This is a genomic window from Streptomyces sp. R41 (assembly GCF_041053055.1).
Lineage (GTDB): Bacteria > Actinomycetota > Actinomycetes > Streptomycetales > Streptomycetaceae > Streptomyces.
In genome coordinates this window covers 8522171-8544774 of the sequence record NZ_CP163443.1, presented here as the reverse complement: position 1 = coordinate 8544774, position 22604 = coordinate 8522171, and the positions used below count along the sequence as shown (strand labels likewise).

Here is a 22604-nt window from a genome sequence, read left to right as displayed (position 1 = left end):
CGGGCCGTGCACGGCCGTGTGCTCGTCGGCGCGCGTGACCGCGGCGGTGGCTGCGCCGTGACGGCCCGCGCGGTGCTCACGGCTCGCCATGTGGTTCGCGGCCACGACACGGCGGAGTTGGCGTTCGCGCTGCCGACCGGACGCACGGTCGAAGTCGTCCGAACCGAGGACGACGAGCAGCTCGACGTGGCGGTTCTCCATCTCGCGGAAGACGTCGAGCCCTCCTCCCTCTCGACCGCGACCGAGGGCGCCGTATGGCGGGTCCGTGCCGCGCCGCACACACCCCGTGGCAACGACCCCGGACTCACCGGCATCGTGGACTTCGCCGCCACAGAGATCACCAATGACCGGGGGTACGGGCTTCATGTCCTTCAACTGCGCGTCCAGCAGGATCTGGGCAGCTTCAAGGGATACTCAGGCAGCGCTGTCGTCATACCGGGATCCGGGGGCGTCGCCGGGATCCTCGTCGAACAGGTGCCGCTACGGACACGCACCACGGTGGGCCAGGAACGCCCCGCCTCGAACGTGCTCTACGCGGTGCCGGTCGACACGGTGGTGGCACGTTTCCGCCTGACCGGCACGGTTCGGGTCAGCGCTCGGCTCCCCCTGGAAACACCCATCGGCAATCTGGTGGAGGCCACCCTCGGAAGCGCCGACGAACCCGTCCCGTTCGGGGGCCGGAGCGCGGAGCTCGCGGAACTCACCGACTGGCTGTGGGACGCGAGCGCCGACAGGCGTCTGCTGGTCACCGCCACGGCGGGGCGCGGCAAGTCCTCTTTGCTCATCAGGTGGATCGACTCCCTGGTTGGCTCCCCGGCGCTCTCCGTCGTCTTCGTCCCGATCAGCATCGCCTTCGACATCGCGACCGAGGACGTCGTCCACAGAGCACTGGTGGCCCGCGTCGCCCGGGCATACCGGGTGCCGGTGGCCGTCTCCGGCCGGGGAGCGGACGAGCTCAGGGAGGAGCTGGCGGATCTCCTACGCCGTCCGCCGCCCTCAGGCCGCCTGCTCGTCGTCGTGGACGGGCTGGACGAGGCCGTCGGTTGGGACCCGGGGCCGCACTTCCTTCCGCACGAACTCGCGGAGGACGTGCGTGTGGTCCTGTCCGCCCGGCATACGGCCGACCGGCCCACGGCGCACGACTGGCGCGAACGTCTGGGATGGCGCAGGGCCCGGACCCTGGACGTGCCGGCACTCTCCGTCGAGGGTGTCCGGGAGGTACTGGCGCACCAGCCCGATCTTCGCGCCGCGCTCCCCGACCTGTCAGGCCTCGCTGCCGAGCTGCACCGCCTGTCCGACGGGGAACCCGTCGTACTCAGGCTCTACGTCGACGAATTGGCCGAACTCCTCCAAGAGAAAGGACAGGTACCCGACCTCTCGTCGCTGCGCTCCGTGGAACGGGGGCTCACGGCCTACTTCGAGCGTTGGTGGGCCGACCAGGAGGTCCAGTGGCGGTCCGGTCTCGGACCACCCTCCTCCGACGTGGGCGCCCTGCTGGACACGTTGGCCCTGGCGTGCGGTCCCCTGACCCGGGGCGACGCGCTCCAGGTGATGCGCCATCTGTCGCCCCCGCAGAACCGGCGCACACCGATGGGAGACAGGCTCGACCGGTCCCTCGTCGCGCTGCGCCGCTTCCTGACCCGACGCGAGGGCGACCGGGCACTCGTCCTGGGACACCCGCGCTACGCGTCCACACGGCAGCGCCGACTGCGTGAGGACGGCGAGTTCGCTCGGGTCGAAGACGCCTATCTGACCTGGGCACAGGAGACATTCCGTGACGTCCGCAAGGGACGACTGGCCGCCGACGACATCCCCGCATACCTGGTGAAACACCTTGGGCAGCATCTCGACCGGGCCGGCGCCGTCCGCCCCGAACTCCTGGTCCCGCTCGGCTCCACCGAGTGGCGGCGCGCTTGGGACAGTACGTCGGAGGATGTGCACGGCCATCTGCCGGACGTCCGCCGGGCGATGTCCGGGCTGACCGCTGAGGCGCGGCGCGGCACCGTGCGCCGACGCAGAGCCTTCCCGGTCGCTGCCGCCCTCGGCGTGGCTGCCTCACGCGCGAACACCAGCGTCCAAGCCGCATGTCTGTCACCCGCACTGGCCGCCGAACTCGTCCGCTGGAATGTCTGGAGCGAGAGCCGGGCCATCGGATACGTCCTCGGCCTGCAGTCGCCGGTGGAGCGCGCGACGGGAGTCGGCGTGCTGATCCCCGTACTGCGCACCACAGGGCGAGCGGAGATCGACGGGCTGCTGGACAGCGCACGCCCCGCCCACGACCTCGAATTCGCCGAAGCCCTGGCCGCATACGTCGTCCACCTCGCCCGAATCTCGTCGCCGGACGAGGCTGTGCGGGTGGCCGAACACCAAATCGTGCCGGACACCGGCACGATCTACGCCGGCAGCCGACGCACCTACGAAGAGGCGTACGCCCTCATCAGCCTCGTACCGCACCTCGACGGCGACCTCGCCGCGCGGGCGTGCCGGAAGGCCGTCGAGCGCCTCGACAGGCTGGGAAGCGGTGAAGAGCTGCTGCGCGTACTGACCGCGAGCGTGCCGTTGGACCGTGCAGTACGGCTGGCCGCCGCATTGGGCCACCAGGATCCCGAGCATGCCGTCGTGCACTGGATGACCAGGGGCAAGGCCCTTTCGCCGGACCAATACGAGAACGTGGCCCGCTTCCCCGATGTGGTGGCCATCACGGCACCCTGGCTGCCGGACAGCATTCGAGCCGAGCGGTTGTCCGGTGCGCTGGACGACGTCATCCGGGACTTCGACCCTGTGCTGTGGCCGGACGTGCTCGGCCGCATGGCGCCCCATCTGACACCGGACCTGTGCCGGCGTGCCCAGCACATGGCGTCGTCGCTCAGTGCGCCCGATCGGTGCAGGGTGTACGCGGCATTGAGTCGAGGCCCGTTCCCGGCCCACGAGCGACAGCAGATCGTCGAGTTCCTCGACGGGCATGCCGAAACAGCACTCTTCGGCGGCAGCAATCACTTCCGGGACGCCATGGCTGCCATGACCCAAGGAGGCCTGGGCCGCCTTGTCCTTCGCATCATCCGCGCGAGGGACCGCCAAGGTGATGCCTTGAGCGTGCTGGAAGCCGTCGCTCCGGCTCTGGAGGAGGAACTGATTCCAGAGGCACTGCGCCTTGCCATGGCGGACTCCTCCGCGGGGGACTCGTCGGGCCTGCGTGCCGTCGTCGCGCGCTGGGCGAGCTTTGGGCCCTCCGCGGCGAGTGACGCCTTGGCCGAGACCTACCGCACCCGCCTCTCGGTCACGGATGACGACGCCCTCGCACTGAGCCTCACCCCCGAGCCGCCCGACGGGGGCTGGGACAGCGCGCTGCGTGAACTGGCCGGCGAGGAGCTGAGGTTCGCGGTGCTGGCAGGTATGTGCGCACGCCTCCCCATGACCCCGACAGGGGCGATGCGCCTGGCGAAGACGCTTCCCCCTTCTTGGCTGCGGGACAAGGCCCGGCGAGTCGCCGGGACCGCGCTGGCCCACGGCATCGACGAGGTGGCGCTGTCCCGACTCATCGACGATTGCGCGGGAGAAGACCTCGACCTCGACAAGGAGCGCCTCACCCACGCCTACTTCGTCCGGCTCGCCCGGTCCGTCACCCCGGCGGCGGCAGTGGCATTCGCGCAGCGCGGTGGCAGCCACTCCTTGCTGGCCTGCGCACTGTCGGCTGCGGGCCCTGACCTCCCTTCCTCCGCGGTGTCCCTGACCATGGCCGCCGCGCGGCGGCGGGCTCACGCGGCCGAATACCGGGACCGCACGAAGGAGGGAGCGTGGAGCGCGGCGAACCTGCTTGTCGCCCTCCTCCCGTCGGTGTCAGCGCCCGAAGCGGACAGGCTCTGGGAGGAGGTGGAAACGTACTTGGACGGCCAGCAAGCGGAGATGCCGTGGAATCTCTCCCGGGCCACGCAGCTCTTCCACCACGTTCCCGACCGCTTCCGTGCCAGGGCGTGGAGTCTGCTCCTGCCGCCTGGATTCGCCGAGGGCGAGACCTCGTTCTCCCAGGGCTCTCGTCCAGGGGATGTGCCCGTGGGGTGGGCGAGTCGCGTCGCGGAACTCATCGACGCCTTCGACCGCCACCACCTGGATGTGTTGGCCGGGACCGTTGAACGACAGGCCGGGAGTTCCGGGGAGCGCGACAGCCTGCGCGCGGCCATAGCGGTGCGCAAGGCGCACCTCGGCGACATACCGGAGGCCCTGGACGGAATTCATGACTGCGGGTGGGCCCCGAGCTCCGCCCATGCAGCCATGGAGATCGCCGACGGGATGGCTCCCGAGTTCCTGGGCGAGTGGATCAACGCTGTTCTGAGGCGGTTCTCGGGTACCCGAAGCAACGAACTGAGGGCGGCCGTCCTCGCCAGTTCGAGTCCTCTGCAGGTCTCGGTGCCCGTCCCCGTCGCGGCGGAGATCGCAGGCCGCTGGCTGACGGACGGTCGGTGGCGCCGCCGCAGCGAGCTCGTAGCGGATGTGATCGGACTGGCTCCTCTGCTGCTTCGGCTGGACGAGACCGGCGAGAACCTCCGCGCCGCCGTCCGCGGTGATGCCTCTCTCAAGGCGCTGCGCAAGCTACTGGCCTGACGGTACGACAGGGCAATGAGCACTCCCCGCGGACCCATGGGGCTTCCCACCGGAACATGACACACTGCTCGGGTACTTCGGCGCGTGGGGAGGCGTGGCGTGAGTGAGCGGCGGGCTGCGCCCACCGTGGGGCAGGTGGTGCTGGGGCGGCGGTTGCAGGAGTTGCGGGAGGCCTCGGGGCTGAAGCGGGAGGAGGCGGCCCGTGTGTTGCGGGTCGCCCCGGCGACCGTGCGCCGCATGGAGATGGCCGAGGTCGCCCTCAAGATCCCTTACGTACAGGTGCTGTTGACGACGTACGGTGTGGCCGACGACGAGGTGGGCGCCTTCGTCGCGCTGGCCGAGGAGGCGAACCAGCCGGGGTGGTGGCAGCGGTTCCACGATGTGCTGCCGGACTGGTTCAGCATGCACGTCAGCCTGGAGGGCGCCGCCCGGATGATCCGCTCGTACGAGCCGCACTTCGTGCCCGGGCTGCTGCAGACCGAGGATTACGCGCGGGCCGTACTGGAGGCCGGAACGGTCGGGCAGACGGGTCCCGATGCCATCGAGCGGCATGTGGCGCTGCGCATGAACCGGCAGAAGCTGCTCACGCGCGAGAGTCCGCCGCACCTGTGGGTGATCATGGACGAGACGGCGCTGATCCGGCCCGTGGGCATCCACGCCTCGGTCATGCGCGACCAGATCGACCGGCTCCTCCAGGCGATCGAGAGCGATCACATCACGCTCCAGGTCGCCGAGTACGCGAAGGGCCCGCACCCGGGCACGTACACGTCCTTCGCGCTGTTCCGCTTCGCGGAGCCGGAGCTGCCGGACATGGTCTACAGCGAGTACGTGACCGGTGCCCTCTACCTCGACTCGCGCGCCGAGGTGGCCACGCACCTGGAGGTCCTCGACCACATGTCCGCCCACGCGGCCTCCGCCCAGCGCACCCAGAAGATCCTGCAGGAGTTCCGCGGGAGCTTCTGAGACGCCACCCGGACGAGACGCCATCCGAACCCATTGAGCACCTTGAGGAGCATCCGTATGACCGGCAGTGAATCCGCGCCCACCCGTGTCGACACCAGTCGGCCCCATCCCGCCCGCGTCTACGACTGGTGGCTGGGCGGCAAGGACAACTACCCGGTGGACGAGGAGCTGGCCCGCAGGATCCTCGCCGCGGACGGCACCGTGGTACGCGGGGCGCGCGCCAACCGCCGGTTCATGCACCGGGCGACCCGCGCCGCCGCCCGGGCCGGGATACGCCAGTTCCTGGACATCGGCACGGGCATCCCCACCCAGCCCAACCTGCACCAGGTGGCCCAGCAGGTCGCGCCGGAGTCCAAGGTCGTGTACGCGGACAACGACCCGATCGTCCTGCGGCACGCGGAGGCCCTGCTGCACGGCTCCGCCGAGGGCACCACCGACTATGTGCACGCCGACGTCCGCGACCCGGAGACGATCCTGCGCCTGGCCGGCGAGTTCCTTGACCTCGCGCAGCCGGTCGCGCTGTCGCTGGTAGCGCTCACCCACTACCTGGGCGACGCGTCCGACGGCGACGACGTGTACGGCCTGCTCAAGGGGTACATCGAGGTGCTCGCCCCCGGCAGCTGGCTGGTGCTGTCCCAGGTCACCTCCGACATCAGCCCCGAAGGCGTCGAGAAGGCCGCGGGTCTCTTCCGCCAGAGCGGCACCCCCTTCTTCCCGCGCTCGCGCGCCGAGTTCTCGCGGTTCTTCGACGGGCTGGAACTCCAGGAGCCCGGCGTGGTCGCGGTCTCCGAGTGGCAGCCGGAGCCGGAGGACGTGGCGGCACAGGCGGAGGGCGTCGTCCCGGTGTACGCGGGGGTCGCGATCAAGTCCTGACCGGTACGCCGAGTCCTGACCCGTGCGTGCGAGTCCTGACCCGTCCGTGCTCGTCCTGAGTCGTACGCGCAGGCCCCGGCCCGTCCGCGCGCGTCCTGACCCGTACGCGCAGGCTCTGACCCGTCCGCGCGCGTCCTGACCCGTACGGATGCTGTGAACGGGTGCGCTCCCGCACTCGCCCCTAGGTTCGAAACCACGGGGCGAGTGAGGGAGCGCACGTGACCGACACGCAGATGCCGCCCACGGAACCGGGCGCCGCGCTGCTGCGCGCCGGGAAGTTCTTCCGGCCCGGCACGGCCGCGCCCGACCTGCACAGCGTCCGGCTGACCGGCGGTCGCGAGGCGGACTCCTTCTACCGGGACCGCTGGAGCCACGACAAGGTCGTGAACTCCACGCACGGCGTGAACTGCACCGGCTCCTGTCGCTGGAAGGTGTACGTCAAGGACGGCATCATCACCTGGGAGACCCAGGGGACGGACTATCCCTCGGTGGGCCCCGAACGCCCCGAGTACGAGCCGCGCGGCTGCCCCCGGGGCGCCGCCTTCTCCTGGTACACGTACTCGCCGACCCGCGTGCGCTACCCGTACATCCGGGGCGTCCTGCTGGAGATGTACCGGGAGGCGAAGGGCCGGCTGCGGGACCCCGTTCTCGCCTGGGCGGACATCCAGGCCGACCCCGAGCGCCGCCGCCGCTATCAGCGGGCCCGGGGCAAGGGCGGTCTGGTGCGCGCCACCTGGGACGAGGCGGTCGAGATCGTCGCCGCCGCGCACGTCCACACCATCAAGACGTACGGCCCCGACCGTATCGCCGGGTTCTCCCCCATTCCCGCGATGTCGATGGTGTCGCACGCCGCCGGCGCCCGCTTCATGAGCCTCATCGGGGCGCCGATGCTCTCCTTCTACGACTGGTACGCCGACCTCCCCGTCGCCTCCCCGCAGGTCTTCGGCGACCAGACCGACGTGCCGGAGTCGGGCGACTGGTGGGACGCCGCGTATCTGATGATGTGGGGCTCGAACGTCCCGGTGACGCGCACGCCGGACGCGCACTGGATGGCCGAGGCCCGCTATCGCGGCCAGAAGGTGGTGGTCGTCGCCCCCGACTACGCGGACAACGCCAAGTTCGCCGACGAGTGGCTGCACCCGCACCCCGGCACGGACGGCGCGCTCGCCCTCGCGATGGGGCACGTGATCCTGAAGGAGTTCTTCGTCGACCGCGAGACGCCCTTCTTCGCGGACTACGTACGGAAGTTCACCGACCTGCCGTTCCTGGTGACCCTGACGGAGAAGGACGGCGCGTACGTCCCCGCGAAGTTTCTGCGCGCCACCGATCTGGGCCACACCGGCGAGGGCGCCGCCTGGAAGACGGTGGTCCTGGATTCCGTGAGCGGGCGGGCCGTCGTGCCGAACGGTTCGCTCGGCTTCCGCTGGACCGAGTCCGGCAAGGGCAGGTGGAATCTCGAACTGGGTGCCATCGAGCCACAGTTGAGCCTGTACGACCATGAGGCCGCAGGCGGTGTCGAGGTCCTCCTCCCGCGCTTCGACACCGAGGGCGGTGAGCACGGCCAGGGACGCGGCGAGGTCGTACACCGCGGCGTTCCGGCGACTCAGCTCGGCGGGCCCGGCGGTCCGCTCGTCACCACGGTCTTCGATCTGCTGCTCGCGCAGTACGGGGTGGGGCGCGAGGGGCTTCCGGGCAGCTGGCCCTCCTCGTACGAGGACGCCGGGGCGCCCGGGACGCCCGCCTGGCAGGAGGCGCACACCTCCGTTCCGGCGGCCAAGTGCGTGAAGATCGCACGGGAGTTCGCGCGGACGGCGGAGAAGTCGCGGGGTCGCTGCATGATCCTGATGGGCGCCGGGACCAACCACTGGTTCCACTCCGAGACCATCTACCGGGCCTTCCTCGCGCTGCTCCAGCTCACCGGCTGCCAGGGCCGCAACGGCGGCGGCTGGGCGCACTACGTCGGCCAGGAGAAGTGCCGCCCGGTCACCGGCTGGGCAACGCTCGCGGGCGCCGCCGACTGGAGCAGGCCGCCGCGGCAGATGATCGGCACCGCGTACTGGTTCCTCCACACCGACCAGTGGCGCTACGACACATTCGCGGCGGATGTGCTCGCCTCACCGCTCGGCGAGGGCCGCTTCGCGGGCATGACCGGCGCGGACTGTCTTGCGCTGTCGGCGCGTTCGGGGTGGATGCCGTCGTACCCGACGTTCGACCGGAATCCGCTGGAGCTCGGTGAGGTCTTCGGCGATCCGGTGGCAAAGGTCGTGGCCGAACTCCGGGCGGGCAGCTTGAAGTTCGCCTGCGAGGACCCGGACGCGCCGGAGAACTGGCCGCGTGTGCTGGCCCTTTGGCGCGCCAACCTGCTCGGCTCCTCGGCCAAGGGTGCCGAGTACTTCACCAAGCATCTGCTGGGCACCCACTCGTCGCTGCGGGCCGAGGAGGCGGAGCCCGCTGTCCGGCCGAGGGATGTGACCTGGTGCGACGAGGCCCCCGAGGGCAAGCTCGATCTGCTCCTCTCGCTGGACTTCCGGCAGACCTCGTCCACCCTCCTCTCGGACGTCGTCCTGCCCGCCGCCACCTGGTACGAGAAGCATGACCTGTCGACGACGGACATGCATCCGTACGTCCACTCCTTCGCTCCGGCGGTGGACCCGCCGTGGCAGGCGCGCACCGACTTCGACACGTTCAAGGCGCTGGCCGAGCGGCTGAGTGAGCTCGCCGTCGGCCACCTGGGCGTGCGCAAGGATGTCGTCGCCACCGCGCTCCAGCACGACACTCCCGGCGAGACCGCCCAGCCCGGCGGGGTCGTACGGGACTGGAAGCGCGGTGAGTGCGATCCGGTGCCCGGGAAGACGCTGCCGAATCTGACGGTGGTGGAGCGCGACTACACGGCGATCGGGGCGAAGTTCGCGGCGCTCGGGCCGCTGGTGGAGCAACTGGGTCTGCCCGCCAAGGGAATCGCGCTCAAGCCGGACGAGGAGGTCGGGCGCCTCAAGGAGCTGAACGGTGTCGTGCGCGGCGGACCCGCCGACGGGCGTCCCGAGCTCGACACCGCCGTGAAGGCCGCGAACACGATCCTCGCGCTGTCCGGGACGACCAACGGGCGGCTGGCCACGCAGGGCTTCCGCACGCTGGAGGTCCGTACCGGCCAGGAGATGGCGCACCTGGCCGCCGAGCACGAGGGCAAGCGGGTCACGTACGCCGACACGCAGGCCGCGCCGGTCCCGGTGATCACCTCGCCGGAGTGGTCGGGGAGCGAATCGGGCGGCCGTCGCTACACGGCCTTCACTCTCAACACCGAGCACCTCAAGCCCTGGCACACCCTCACCGGGCGCCAGCACTTCTTCCTCGACCACGACTGGATCCACGAACTGGGCGAGGCGCTGCCGGTGTACCGGCCGCCGCTCGACATGCACCGGCTGTTCGGAGAGCCGCACATCGGCCCGGACGGGCAACGGGAAGTGACGGTCCGTTATCTCACCCCGCACAACAAGTGGTCCATCCACTCCGAGTACCAGGACAACCTGTTCATGCTCACGCTCTCCCGCGGCGGCCAGAACATCTGGATGTCACCGCAGGACGCGGACGCGATCGGTGTGAAGGACAACGACTGGATCGAGGCCGTGAACCGCAACGGCGTGGTCGTCGCGCGGGCCGTCGTCTCGCACCGGATGCCCGAGGGCACGGTCTACATGCACCACGCCCAGGAGCGCACGGTGAACGTCCCGAAGACGGAGGCCACCGGCAGGCGCGGCGGCATCCACAACTCCCTGACCCGGCTGATCCTCAAGCCGTCCCATCTCATCGGCGGCTACGCGCAGTTGTCGTGGGCCTTCAACTATCTGGGCCCGACGGGCAACCAGCGCGACGAGGTGACGGTCATCCGCCGCCGCAGTCAGGAGGTCGAGTACTGATGCGCCCGATGGCCCAGATCGCCATGGTCATGAACCTCGACAAGTGCATTGGCTGTCACACGTGTTCGGTCACCTGCAAGCAGGCGTGGACCAACCGGGACGGCATGGAGTACGTCTGGTTCAACAACGTCGAGACCCGTCCCGGGCAGGGCTATCCGCGCCGCTACGAGGACCAGGAGAAGTGGCGCGGCGGCTGGGAGCTCAACAAGCGGGGTGCGCTGAAGCTGAAGGCCGGCGGACGTTTCAGGAAACTCGCCGGAATCTTCTCCAACCCCAAACTCCCGGAGATCAAGGACTACTACGAGCCCTGGACGTACGACTACAAGAACCTCACCGACGCCCCGCTCGGCGACGACTTCCCGGTGGCGCGGCCCGTCTCCCAGCTCACCGGCAAGCCGATGAAGATCGAGTGGTCCTCGAACTGGGACGACAGCCTGGCGGGCGCTGCGGAACACGGCGACCAGGACCCCATGGTCCAGCGGGTGCGCCAACAGGCCGCCGAGAAGGTGAAGTTCGCCTTCGAGCAGACCTTCATGTTCTATCTGCCGCGCATCTGCGAACACTGCCTCAACCCGTCGTGCGTGGCGTCGTGTCCGTCCGGTGCGATGTACAAGCGGGCCGAGGACGGGATCGTCCTGGTCGACCAGGACCGGTGCCGGGGCTGGCGGATGTGCGTGACCGGATGCCCGTACAAGAAGGTGTACTTCAACCACCGCACCGGCAAGGCCGAGAAGTGCACGCTCTGCTATCCGCGCGTCGAGGTCGGCCTCCCGACCGTGTGCTCGGAGACGTGCGTGGGACGGCTGCGCTATCTCGGGGTGATCCTGTACGACGCCGACAAGGTGACCGCGGCCGCGTCCACGCCCAGCGAACAGGACTTGTACGAAGCCCAGTTGGGCATCTTCCTCGACCCCGACGACCCCGGCGTGCAGCTGGCCGCCGAGGAGGCCGGGATCCCGTACGACTGGATGGAGGCGGCCCGCCGCTCCCCCGTGCACGCGCTGGTCGGCAAGTACCGGGTGGCGCTGCCCTTGCATCCGGAGTACCGCACGATGCCGATGGTCTGGTACATCCCGCCGCTGTCCCCCGTGGTCGACGCGCTGACCGAGACCGGGCACGACGGCGAGGACCTGGACAACCTCTTCGGCGCGATCGACACCCTCCGCATCCCGCTCGAATACCTCGCGGAGATCTTCACCGCCGGGGACATCAAGCCGGTCCGCGCCTCGCTCGGCAGACTCGCCGCCATGCGCTCCCACATGCGGGCCATCAACCTCGGTGAGCCACCCGACGCGTCCATCGCCTCGTCCGTCGGTATGGAGGGCGCGGAGATCGAAGCGATGTACCGACTGCTGGCGATCGCCAAGTACGAGGACCGGTATGTCATTCCGACGGCCGCCGTCGGGGACGCCAGGAGTCTGGAGGAGTCGGCGCTGCCCGACGGATGCAGCCTCGACTACGACGGCGGACCGGGCATGGGCGGCGACGGCCCGTTCGGCCAGGACTCTGGCCGCATACAGCTGCCGCTCGTGTCCGTGGAGAACTTCCACGCCCTGCGGGACCGGCAGACGGCGGACCGGGAGGACAGGTGAGAGAGCATGCCGTGCTGTACCAGGCCGCCGCGTACTGTCTCTCATACCCGGACGACGACTTCCACGTACGGCTGCCGCTGCTGCGTCGAGCCGCCCCGGAACTCGGGGAGTTCCTCGACCACGCTGCCGGACAGCCCCCTCAGGATCTCGCCGCCCACTACGTCCAGGTCTTCGACTTCAAGAACCGGCACAGCCTCTATCTGAGCTGGTGGCGCGACGGCGACACCCGGCGGCGCGGGATGTCGCTGGTGCGCTTCAAGGAGGTGTACCGGGAGCACGGGCTGGAGTTCACCGGCGAGGAGTTGCCCGACTTCCTGCCCGTGGCGCTGGAGTTCGCGGCGCGGACGGGGCATCGGGGACTCCTCGACGAGCACCGCGGTGGCCTGGAGTTGCTGCGGATCGCGCTCACCGACTTCGGTACGCCGTACGCGACCGTCCTCGAAGCGGTGTGCGCGACGCTGCCGGGCCCGTCCCCGAAGGACCGCGCCGAGGCGCTGGCGCTGGCCCGGTCCGGTCCTCCCCGCGAAGAGGTCGGGCTCGAACCCTTCGGCGCCATCGGCCTCGAACCCATTGCCGTCATCGGAGACCGCTCATGACGACCTTCCTCTGGGGCGCCCTGCCGTACATCGCCTTCGCGCTGCTGATCGCGGGGCTCGTCTGGCGCCACCGCTACGACAAGTTCGGCTGGACCACGCGCTCGTCGCAGGTGTACGAGTCGAAGCTGCTGAACATCGCCTCGCCCGCGTTCCACTACGGCATCCTGTTCGTGCTCGTCGGGCACCTGATCGGCCTCTTCGTCCCCGAGTCCTGGACCGGGTCCCTCGGGATCGGCGAGCACACGTACCACCTGTTCTCGCTGTACGGCGGCACCGCGGCCGGAGCTCTCACCGTGCTCGGCATCCTGCTGCTGATCTACCGCAGGCGGACGAACTCGCCGGTGTTCCGCGCGACGACCGTCAACGACAAGCTGATGTACGTCGTGCTGCTCGGCGCGATCGTGATGGGCATGACCGCCAAGCTCACCCACGCGTCCGGCGACGGCTACAACTACCGGCAGACGATCGCCCCATGGGCCCGCAGCCTGTTCACGCTCCGGCCCAGGACGGAGCTGATGCACGGCGTGCCGGTGCTGTACCAGGTGCACGCGGTGATCGGGATGGCGCTGATCGCGCTGGTTCCGTACACGCGGCTGGTCCATATGTTCAGCGCGCCGGTGCGGTACCTGTTCCGCCCGTACGTGGTGTACCGCAGCCGCGACCCGAAGCAGCTCGGGCCGCGGCCCGCACGGCGGGGCTGGGAGAAGACGGACGCCTGACGATCGCCCGACGGGCGTCTAGGCCGCGCCGCCCTTCTCCCGGTCCTCGTCGACGATCTCGGCGTCGACCACGCCCTCCTCCTCGGGCTGTGCGTGCTCGGTGGCCGGCTCGTCCTGGGGCGTCTGCTGGGCCTGCGCGTACATCGCCTGGCCCATCTTCTGGCTGACGGTGGCCAGCTTCTCGATGCCGGCCCGCAGGGCGGCCGTGTCGGTGGCGGAGTCCTCCAGGAGCCGTTTCAGGTCGGCGGCCGCCGCCTCGACCTCCGTCTTGGTGTCGGGCGGGATCCGCTCGTCGTTGTCGCGGATGAACTTCTCCGTCTGGTAGACGAGTTGCTCGCCCTGGTTGCGGGTCTCCGCGGCCTCGCGGCGGTTGCGGTCCTCCTCGGCGTACTGCTCGGCCTCCCGCATCATGCGGTCGATGTCGTCCTTGGGAAGCGCGGAGCCGCCGGTGACGGTCATCTTCTGTTCGCGCCCGGTGGCGAGGTCCTTCGCCGAGACATGCATGATCCCGTTGGCGTCGATGTCGAAGGCGACCTCGATCTGCGGCACACCGCGCGGCGCCGGCGGCAGCCCGGTGAGGTCGAAGACGCCGAGCTTCTTGTTGTACGCGGCGATCTCGCGCTCGCCCTGGTAGACCTGGATGCCGACCGACGGCTGGTTGTCCGCGGCCGTGGTGAAGATCTCCGAACGCCGGGTGGGGATCGTGGTGTTGCGCTCGATGAGCTTGGTCATGATGCCGCCCTTGGTCTCGATGCCGAGGGACAGCGGGGTGACGTCGAGGAGCAGGACGTCCTTGACGTCGCCGCGGATGACACCGGCCTGAAGGGCGGCTCCGACCGCCACGACCTCGTCCGGATTGACGCCCTTGTGCGGGTCCTTGCCGGTGAGTTCCTTCACGAGCTCGGTGACCGCGGGCATACGGGTGGAGCCGCCGACCAGGATGACGTGGTCGACGGCGGACAGCTTCACGCCCGCGTCCTTGACCGCCTGGTGGAAGGGGGTCTTGCAGCGGTCGAGCAGGTCGGCGGTCAGCTCCTGGAACTGGGCGCGTGTCAGCTTCTCGTCGAGGTGCAGCGGGCCTTCGGCGGTGGCGGTGATGTAGGGCAGGTTGATGGTCGTCTCGGAGGAGCTGGACAGCTCGATCTTGGCCTTCTCGGCGCCCTCGCGCAGCCGTTGCAGCGCCATCTTGTCGTGGCCGAGGTCGATGCCGTACGACGCCTTGAAGCGCTGGGCGAGATGCTCGACGACCCGCTGGTCCCAGTCGTCGCCGCCCAGCCGGGTGTCGCCGTTGGTGGCCTTGACCTCGATGACGCCGTCGCCGATCTCCAGGAGCGAGACGTCGAAGGTGCCGCCGCCCAGGTCGAAGACGAGGACGGTCTGCTCCTCACCGCGGTCGAGGCCGTAGGCGAGGGCGGCGGCCGTCGGCTCGTTGATGATCCGCAGGACTTTGAGGCCCGCGATCTCGCCGGCCTCCTTGGTGGCCTGGCGCTGGGCGTCGTCGAAGTAAGCGGGGACGGTGATCACGGCGTCCGTGACGTCCTCGCCCAGGTAGGCCTCCGCGTCCCGCTTCAGCTTCTGCAGCACGCGCGCGGACAGCTCCTGCGCGCGGTAGCGGGTGCCGTCGATGGAGTCCTTGTCCGGGAAACGCCAGCTCGCGTCGCCCATGTGGCGCTTCACGGAGCGCGCGGTGCGCTCCACGTTCGTCACCGCCTGCCGCTTGGCGACCTCGCCGACGAGCACCTCGCCGTTCTTGGCGAAGGCCACCACGGAGGGCGTGGTGCGCCCACCCTCGGCGTTGGCGACGACGGTGGGGTCGCCGCCCTCCAGGACGGCCACCACCGAGTTCGTCGTACCGAGATCGATCCCGACCGCACGTGCCATGTCAGTCCCCTTCCGCCAGGGCTCTGCCCGATCTCCAGCACAAAACTTGAGCGCCCGGTTGTCAATGGGGCGAGTGGTCCGGGCGGACCCGGACACGACGGCGCCGCGGCCCTTCGCGGGGCCGCGGCGCCGTATCGCTTCCGGGCGTCAGGCCAGCTTGGCCGAGAGCGTGATCGTCGTACCGGTCAGCGCCTGGCTGACCGGGCAGTTCTTCTTGGCGTCCTCGGCTGCCGCGACGAAGCCGTCGTTGTCGAGGCCCGGCACCGATCCCTCGACGGTGAGGTGGATGCCGGTGATGCCCTCGCCGGGCTGGAAGGTGACGTCGGCGTTGGTGACGAGCTTGGTGGGCGGGGTGCCCGCGCCTGCGAGGGCGTGCGACAGCGCCATGGAGAAGCAGCTGGAGTGGGCGGCGGCGATCAGCTCCTCGGGGCTGGTCCTGCCGTTCGCGTCCTGGGCCCGCGACGCCCACGTCACCGGCTGCTGGCCGATGCCGGAGGAGTCGAAGGTGACGACGCCGCTGCCCTCGAGCAGGTTGCCTTCCCACACGGTGTGTGCGGTGCGCGTGGTTGCCACGATGAATCCCTTCGATGAGGTCCCGTTTTCGGGGTCCGTACCCACCATCCGATCACAACCTGGCGCGACGCACCCGGAAGACAGGTCACCGCACCCGGAAGACACGTCACCGCACCCGTGAGACGCGGCGCCACACCCGCGGGACGGGTCACCGCACCCGGAAGACCGGTCCACGCGCGGTGAACGGGAGCCGCCCGTCCTGCGGAATCAGGTACGCGTGCTCGCGCCTCACCCGCAGCACATCGCAGTAACCGTCCGTGATCACCAGGACGGGCGCGCCCGGTGGGAAGTCGTCGGCGCGGTTCAGCAGGTCGATCCCGGGCTGCAGCACCGTGCCACCGCGCCCGTGCACCCGGACGCGTCCGGCGATCTCGGTGACCGGCAGATAGCCCGCGTCGTGCGGGGCGGCGTCACAGAAGACGACCCGGGCCGCCGGTACGTCGCGGGCCTCGGCGTACGAGGCGATGGCACCCAGTGCCTTGCCGAGCAGGACGCGGTCCATGGAGCCGGAGGTGTCGAGAACGACGCCGAACGTGCAGCGGGCGATCTCCTCGGGCGGGAAGTAGCGTCCCGCGCGCGGGATGTCGGGGGTCGCCGCCTGGCGGCGCGCCGGACGCGCGTACGTCCGTACGGGTTCGGGGCGGGGCACGAACTCGTCGAACCAGCGGGCGAGTTGGGCGTCCCAGGGCAGCGGCGGGTGACTGAGCGCACGGATCTCCTCCACCAAACCGCCCGGCAGGTAGCCGCGCTCCTGCTGCTGGTGCAGGTCGAGGCCCTGGCCGAGGCCACGGCGGTAGAACTCGTCGAGATCGACGTAGTCGCGCGGTGAACCGAGCGGACCGCCGAGGATGTCGCCCACCCCCTTGCCGCGCAGCGTGGCCAGTCGGCGCATCCGGCGCAGGTCGCCGGCGATTCGGTCGTAGACCTCCTCCGCCGAGAGGTCCTTCAACTCCGGGTCGTACAGCAGCCCTTCGGGCATCGTGCCGACCTGCATCTCGCACAGCCAGCCATTGATGACGTAGTCGGCGGCGACGTTGAAGAGATACGGGTCGCGGGTGCCGCAGCGGTCGCCGTGGCGCAGGGCGGCGTGCAGCATCTCGTGGGCCAGGACGAACCGCCATTCCTCGTCGCCGAATTGGCGCAGGGGGTTGATGTAGATCTCCGCCGCCTCCGCGTCGACGGCCGCGACGGAAATCCCGTGGGCACGGGCGAGTTCGGCGTCGGCGACGAGGGTGATGCCGGCCGCGATGCCGCCCAGGAGGGGGTAGGAGGAGATGAACCAGCTCAGCGCCTTCTCCCAGGGCTGCAGCCGGGTGGGCCCGCCGCGCATGGACGCGCGGCGGCCGCCCGCCATGTCCATCGCGGTGGCCATGGTGCGGGTCAGCGCGTGCGCGAAGGCGATCTGCCAGTCGGGCGGGGTGCCGCCGATCCAGGTGTTCCAGGGCACCAGGACCTGGTCCGGGTCGGGGCCCGCAGTACCGCAGCGGTCGTACGCGGGTGGGATGCCGTCGCGGCGCCAGCGGGCGGCGAGCTGCTCCTCCTCGCCGTCGGGGTACGACGCCGGCAGGTCTTCGGGGGTCAGCCCGATCGGGAAGCCGAGCAGGAAGCGGTTGACCACGACGCAGCGGGCGGCGACGTCGAAGCGGTCGGGCTGCTCGCGCTCGCCGGTCGCGGCCGGTACATGGCCGAAGCCCAGATGGATGATGGCGTGCGCGATGGCCCAGGCCCAGGCCACGGGTTCGGCCCTGCGGGTGGGGTGCACGTGCAGGGTTCCGTCGGAGTCGACCCGCACGAGACCGTCCCGGGGCGCCATGACGCACTCCTCCTGACGGCACGTACTGAACCCGATGGCGGCGAGCGCGCGATTGGCCCGCACCAGCCGCATCCCCTCCGCGAACGCCTCGGCCGCCGGATCCGGCTTGGCCACGGCGTCCGCCTTGCGGGTCCGGCTCATCGCGGCGCCTCGACAGAGCCCGGTGTCGGCGCCCCGGCCCGCGCCGAAATCCGGGCCTCGGCAGAGGCCGATGTCCAGGCTTCGGCAACGGCCGCAGTTCGAGCCCCGGCAAACGCCGCAGTCCAAGCCTCGGCAGACGCGGGGGTGCGGGCCTCGGCAGCCGGAGTCCGAGCCCCGGCAGACGCCGATGTCCGAGCCCCGGCAGACGCCGATGTCCGAGCCCCGGCAGACGCCGCAGTCAAAGCACCGGCAGACCCGGGGTTGCGGGCCTCGGCAGACGCCGGAGTCCGAGGCTCGGCAGACGCGGGGTTGCGGGTCTCGGCAGCCGGGGTCCGAGCCCCGGCAGAGGCCGGTGTCCGGACCTCGGCAGACGCCTCAGTGCGGCGGACAGCCCGGGCACGCGTCGGTGCGGCGGGGCGGCGCGGGCCTCGGGCCGGTATCGCGCGTGCCGCGCGCGACGCTCCGCTCATCGCCGCGCCTCCACCAGGCGCGGCATGTCACGCGCCGCCTCCACCAGGAACCAGGCGGGCAGTACGGGATTGCCGTCGGCGTCGGAGGTGATGACGCTCTGGGCGACCTCGACGGAGATCTCGGCGAGCTGGACGAGCAGCGACTTGGCGCGGTACGCGGTCTGGCGGCCGTTCGCCGAGAGGTGCTCCTTGCTCGCGGGCAGTTCCTTGATGAGACGGCCGCGGAAGGACTCGGCGAGGTAGTAGAGCAGGTCGCGGTCCTCCAGCCGGTTCGGCCAGCGGGCGTCGCCCTTGATGATGGCCTCGATGCCGAACCGGCTGCGCACGATCTTGACGTAGCCGCAGAAGGCGACCGCGTGCGTGGGCGTCAGCGTGCCGTGCGCGATCACCTTCAGGGTCGCCTCGTCGAGGGCCGGACCGAAGGAGCGCAGCGCGTCGGAGAGCATGTGCCAGGAGCGGGGTGTGGAGAAGGGTTCCTCCGTCTTCGGCGGCTTGGACCACAGGTGGTCGGGGCGGTCGGTGAGGTGGTCCAGGACCCACGGGTGGATGTCGTTGGCGGCGGCCCAGACGAGCCAGTCCTTCGGGGACGCCTCGAGGTGGACGTGGGTGAGGCGGTTGACCAGCGCCGAGGCGATCGGGCGCGCCAGCGCGTTGTCCGTCGCGCGGTTGCCCGCGCCGATCACGATGGAGCCCTTCGGCAGCTCGTAGTTGCCGATGCGGCGGTCCAGGATCAGCGAGTAGAAGGCCTTCTGCACATCTGGCGTCGCCGCGTTCAGCTCGTCCAGGAACAGGCAGTACGGCTCGTCGCGGGCGATCGCCTCCGGCGGGCAGAAGACGGAGCGGCCGTCGCGGATCTGCGGGACGCCGATGAGGTCCTCGGGGGCGAGCTGGGTGCCGAGCAGGCTCACGCACTCAAGACCCAGCGACTCGGCGAACTCCCGCACCAGAGAGGACTTTCCGATGCCGGGGGCGCCCCAGATGAAGACCGGCCGTACGGTCGCGAGACCGAGCAGCAGCTCCGGGATCCGGGCGGGAGTGACGGTGACGGCTGCCTGCACGCAGCGGCTCCTTGAGGGTGCTCGAGTGGGGCCCGCAGATGCGCGGTGTCCGATACGAACAGTGTGGGCACCGCCGTCCGTTCACCGCAGCCCATTTTCCGGCGCACGGGGCTGTCTCCGTACCACCGCGGCAGCTGTCCGAGGTGGCGGATTGCTCGGCACGTCTCCAATGATCCGGAGCGAGAGAACGTCGAAGCACAACCTCACCATGCAGGTCCCCGAACGATGCGGCCCCTGTATCCAGGAGGGCGATGGCGTCACCGGCGCGCGGTGGAAGCCCGTTTCGGATTCTTCCACCGTGCGCCGCACACCGTCAGAGACTGACCGTCACGGTGAACGCTCCATCTCCCACCTGCTGCTCCACTACGCCGATGCGACCCGCGGCCCGCACGTCGGCTTGGACCAGGGCGAAGCGGTCGAGCGCCGCGAGGGACCCGGAGATGACGGCTTTGGTCACGTCGGTGCGCATGGACACCTGCGCCTCGGACTTGGCCTTTCGGACCGCCGCGATGACCTCCGCCGCGGTGGCCAGCAGCTCACCGTCCGCGCCGCCGGCCATCCGGCGGAGCTCATCCGCGACCGGCCAGGCGGCGCGATGCACCGAGCCTTCCGCCTGCCACGACCAGGCCTCCTCCGTCGCGAAAGGCAGGACCGGAGCAAACAGGCGCAGCAGCGTGTCGAGGGCCGTCATCAACGCGCCCCTGGCCGATTCCGTACCCGCCGTGTCGTCGTGCTCGCCGTAGGCGCGGGTCTTCACCAGTTCCAGGTAGTCGTCGCAGAAGCGCCAGAAGAACTGCTCCGTACGCTCCAGGGCGCGCGCGTAGTTGAAGTCCTCGAACGCCTCGGTGGCGTCGTCGACGGTCGCCGCGAGCTCGGCGAGCATCGCCCGGTCCAGGGGTTCCGTCACCTTGGCCGCTTCCGGCGCCTCGCCGAAGCTGAGGACGAATTTGCTCGCGTTGAGGATTTTCAGCGCGAGGCGTCTGCCGACCTTCATCTGGCCGGTGTCGAAGGCGGTGTCTGTGCCGGGTCGGCCGCCGGCCGCCCAGTAGCGGACGGCGTCCGAGCCGTGCTGGACGAGGAGATCGGCCGGAGTGACGACGTTGCCCTTGGACTTCGACATCTTTTTGCGGTCCGGGTCGAGGATCCATCCCGAGATGGTGGCGTGCTTCCACGGCAGCACACCGTGCTCGGCATGGGCGCGCACGACGGTGGAGAACAGCCAGGTGCGGATGATCTCGTGTGCCTGCGGCCGCATGTCCATCGGGAAGACCCGCTCGAACAGGTCGGGGTCCTTCAACCAGCGGCCGGCGATCTGCGGGGTGAGCGAGGACGTCGCCCAGGTGTCCATCACATCCGGGTCACCGATGAAGCCTTCCGGCTTGCCGCGCTGCCCTTCCGCATACCCGGCAGGCGCCTCGGCACTGGGGTCGACCGGCAGCAGCGCCGGGTCCGGGGCAATCGGCTGGTCGTAGTCCGGGTTGCCGTCTCCGTCGAGGGGATACCAGAGCGGAATGGGGACCCCGAAGAACCGCTGGCGGCTGACCAGCCAGTCGCCGTTGAGTCCGCTGACCCAGTTCTCGTAGCGCACCCGCATGTGCTCGGGATGCCAGACCAGGTCACTGCCCCGCTGGAGAAACTCCTCGCGCAGGGGAACGTCCCGGCCACCGTTGCGCAGGTACCACTGGCGGGTTGTGACGATCTCCAGGGGCTTGTCGCCCTTCTCGAAGAACTTCACCGCGTGCGTGATCGGGCGGGGCTCGCCCTCCATGTCGCCACTCGCCCGCAGCATTGACACGATGCGTTCCCGGGCGGTGTGGGCCGTGGCACCGGCCAGCTGCGTGTACGCGGCGCGGGCCTGCTCGGAGTCCAGCCCTGCCGGCGGCTCGGCCGTGAGTCGTCCGTCCCAGCCGATCACCGGCCGGGTCTCCAGCTGCAGCTCGCGCCACCACGTCACGTCGGTCGTGTCGCCGAAAGTGCACACCATCGCGATCCCTGAGCCCTTGTCGGGGTCCGCCAGCCTGTGCGCGACGACGGGCACCTCGACGCCGAAGAGCGGGGTACGCACGGGTGAGCCGAAGAGGTCCCGGTACCGCTCGTCGTCAGGGTGCGCGACCAATGCCACACAGGCGGGCAGCAGCTCGGGACGGGTCGTCTCGATCATCACTCGTCGGCCGTCCGCCTGGTGAAAGGCCAACCGGTGGAAGGCTGCGGGGCGTTCGCGGTCTTCGAGTTCGGCCTGCGCGACGGCCGTACGGAAGGTGACGTCCCACAACGTGGGGGCCTCGGCCATGTACGCCTCGCCGCGTGCAAGGTTATTGAGGAAGGCGAGCTGCGAGGTGGCGCGGGCTTCGCCGTCGATGGTCTGGTAGGTGCGGGTCCAGTCCACCGACAGGCCGAGGTTGCGCCACAGGCTCTCGAAGGCCCTCTCGTCCTCGACGGTCAGCTGCTCGCACAGTTCGATGAAGTTCCGTCGAGAGATGGGGATTTGCTGCTTGCCAGGCGTGGTCGGCGGGGAGAAGCCGGGGTCGTACAGGAGCGCCGGGTCACAGCGGACTCCGTAGTAGTTCTGCACGCGCCGTTCGGTGGGCAGGCCGTTGTCGTCCCACCCCATGGGGTAGAAGACTTCCTTGCCGCGCATGCGCTGGTAGCGGGCGATCGCGTCGGTGTGCGTGTACGAGAAGACATGCCCGACATGCAGCGAGCCGCTGACTGTGGGCGGCGGGGTGTCGATGGAGAACACCTGGTCGCGTGTCTTGGTGCGGTCGAATACGAATACGCCCTGCTCGTCCCACCGTCGAGACCATTTCTCTTCCAGCCCCTCAAGGCTGGGCTTTTCAGGAACGCCCGTATGGCGGTGGGTGAACGTCATACCTCGACACGCTATCCGAACAGGCGGTTTGATCATCCGGCGTTTTCGGCATGGCTGAACCGCGAGGCCAACCGGTCATCGCGCCTTTGTCCGAACAGACGGGCTCGGTCGGCCCGAGCTCGCCGGCCACCCGTCGGGATCGGGGGGCACGGCGCAGCCGACGTTCGCCCGGGCCTGGTCGTCGAGGCAGTCACCCACCTCGCACGCGACCTGGGGCCGCCACGCGGGACATCATCGCCGGGGTGGCCCGGTGATCGTCAGTACCGGTCGGGCGGGAGGCCTCTCAGGCGTGATCGACGAGTTGCGCAACGCCCCTCTGGCGCGCGCAATGCGCGCAGCAGAAGAATTGTCCGTCCGTTTGAAGGCCGTGGCCCAGGATGCGGCACTGGCAGTTGTCGCAGATCGGTGCCAACTTCTGGGCGGCGCACTCGATGCTGTCGAAGATGTGGACAGCTCCTGCGGCACGAACCTCGAACGCCATCTCGTAGTCGTTGTTGCAGACCTCGCACACGGCCATGAACGTCAGCTCCTCGTGATTGGGTG

At 69.9% G+C, this 22604-nt stretch carries 13 protein-coding genes; 7 read left to right on the top strand and 6 right to left on the bottom strand.

From position 1 onward, the window contains the following. Nucleotides 1-6 precede the first annotated feature (6 nt). The 7 genes from AB5J53_RS38815 to narI all read left to right on the top strand — a co-directional run bounded on the left by AB5J53_RS38815 (nucleotide 7) and on the right by narI (nucleotide 13256). Nucleotides 7-4599, top strand: coding sequence for a trypsin-like peptidase domain-containing protein (locus AB5J53_RS38815; protein ID WP_369250291.1), 4593 nt, complete (start codon nucleotides 7-9; stop codon nucleotides 4597-4599). A gap of 99 nt (nucleotides 4600-4698) precedes the next feature. Further along, the gene (locus AB5J53_RS38810; protein WP_369250290.1) at nucleotides 4699-5562 is read left to right on the top strand and encodes a helix-turn-helix domain-containing protein; all 864 of its coding nucleotides are present in this window, start codon (nucleotides 4699-4701) and stop codon (nucleotides 5560-5562) included. 57 nt (nucleotides 5563-5619) lie between these two features. Beyond that, complete coding sequence (locus AB5J53_RS38805) at nucleotides 5620-6435, top strand: SAM-dependent methyltransferase (RefSeq protein WP_369250289.1); 816 nt, start codon at nucleotides 5620-5622, stop codon at nucleotides 6433-6435. Nucleotides 6436-6653: 218 nt separating this feature from the next. Further along, on the top strand, nucleotides 6654-10349 hold the full coding sequence (locus AB5J53_RS38800) for a nitrate reductase subunit alpha (RefSeq protein WP_369250288.1): 3696 nt from the start codon (nucleotides 6654-6656) through the stop codon (nucleotides 10347-10349). Beyond that, nucleotides 10349-11941 (top strand): nitrate reductase subunit beta, encoded by a 1593-nt coding sequence (gene narH / locus AB5J53_RS38795; protein WP_369250287.1) that lies wholly within the window; start codon nucleotides 10349-10351, stop codon nucleotides 11939-11941. The genes AB5J53_RS38800 and narH overlap by 1 nt, the downstream gene beginning before the upstream one ends. Next, nucleotides 11938-12537 (top strand): nitrate reductase molybdenum cofactor assembly chaperone, encoded by a 600-nt coding sequence (gene narJ, locus AB5J53_RS38790; protein ID WP_369250286.1) that lies wholly within the window; start codon nucleotides 11938-11940, stop codon nucleotides 12535-12537. Before narH ends, narJ begins: the two co-directional genes overlap by 4 nt. Further along, a complete protein-coding gene (gene narI, locus AB5J53_RS38785) occupies nucleotides 12534-13256 on the top strand; it encodes a respiratory nitrate reductase subunit gamma (RefSeq protein ID WP_369250285.1) in 723 nt (240 codons plus the stop codon). Before narJ ends, narI begins: the two co-directional genes overlap by 4 nt. An 18-nt stretch (nucleotides 13257-13274) precedes the next feature. Here narI and dnaK read toward each other — a convergent pair whose 3' ends face one another. From dnaK to AB5J53_RS38755, 6 genes are all read right to left on the bottom strand, one after another. Beyond that, a complete protein-coding gene (gene dnaK / locus AB5J53_RS38780) occupies nucleotides 13275-15137 on the bottom strand; it encodes a molecular chaperone DnaK (RefSeq protein WP_369250284.1) in 1863 nt (620 codons plus the stop codon). A gap of 147 nt (nucleotides 15138-15284) precedes the next feature. Next, nucleotides 15285-15710, bottom strand: coding sequence for an OsmC family protein (locus AB5J53_RS38775; RefSeq protein WP_369250283.1), 426 nt, complete (start codon nucleotides 15708-15710; stop codon nucleotides 15285-15287). Between the two features lie 148 nt (nucleotides 15711-15858). Beyond that, nucleotides 15859-17664: a hypothetical protein gene (locus tag AB5J53_RS38770; RefSeq protein WP_369250282.1), complete on the bottom strand. Its 1806-nt coding sequence runs from the start codon at nucleotides 17662-17664 to the stop codon at nucleotides 15859-15861. Between the two features lie 466 nt (nucleotides 17665-18130). Next, nucleotides 18131-19192: an ATP-binding protein gene (locus AB5J53_RS38765; protein WP_369250281.1), complete on the bottom strand. Its 1062-nt coding sequence runs from the start codon at nucleotides 19190-19192 to the stop codon at nucleotides 18131-18133. Nucleotides 19193-19505: 313 nt separating this feature from the next. After that, nucleotides 19506-22061, bottom strand: a complete 2556-nt coding sequence (valS, locus tag AB5J53_RS38760) for a valine--tRNA ligase (RefSeq protein ID WP_369250280.1) — start codon at nucleotides 22059-22061, stop codon at nucleotides 19506-19508. Nucleotides 22062-22344: 283 nt separating this feature from the next. Then, entirely contained in the window at nucleotides 22345-22578 is a 234-nt protein-coding gene (locus AB5J53_RS38755) for a hypothetical protein (protein WP_369250279.1), read from the bottom strand. Between the last annotated feature and the right edge of the window lie 26 nt (nucleotides 22579-22604).

Excerpts from the sequence above, each read along its gene's own strand:
- AB5J53_RS38805 (WP_369250289.1), top strand. The coding sequence starts at position 5,620 with ATGACCGGCAGTGAATCCGCGCCCACCCGTGTCGACACCAGTCGGCCC.
- narH (WP_369250287.1), top strand. The coding sequence starts at position 10,349 with ATGCGCCCGATGGCCCAGATCGCCATGGTCATGAACCTCGACAAGTGC.
- narI (WP_369250285.1), top strand. The coding sequence starts at position 12,534 with ATGACGACCTTCCTCTGGGGCGCCCTGCCGTACATCGCCTTCGCGCTG.
- dnaK (WP_369250284.1), bottom strand. The coding sequence starts at position 15,137 with ATGGCACGTGCGGTCGGGATCGATCTCGGTACGACGAACTCGGTGGTG.
- AB5J53_RS38770 (WP_369250282.1), bottom strand. The coding sequence starts at position 17,664 with ATGAGCCGGACCCGCAAGGCGGACGCCGTGGCCAAGCCGGATCCGGCG.
- valS (WP_369250280.1), bottom strand. The coding sequence starts at position 22,061 with ATGACGTTCACCCACCGCCATACGGGCGTTCCTGAAAAGCCCAGCCTT.
- AB5J53_RS38755 (WP_369250279.1), bottom strand. The coding sequence starts at position 22,578 with ATGGCCGTGTGCGAGGTCTGCAACAACGACTACGAGATGGCGTTCGAG.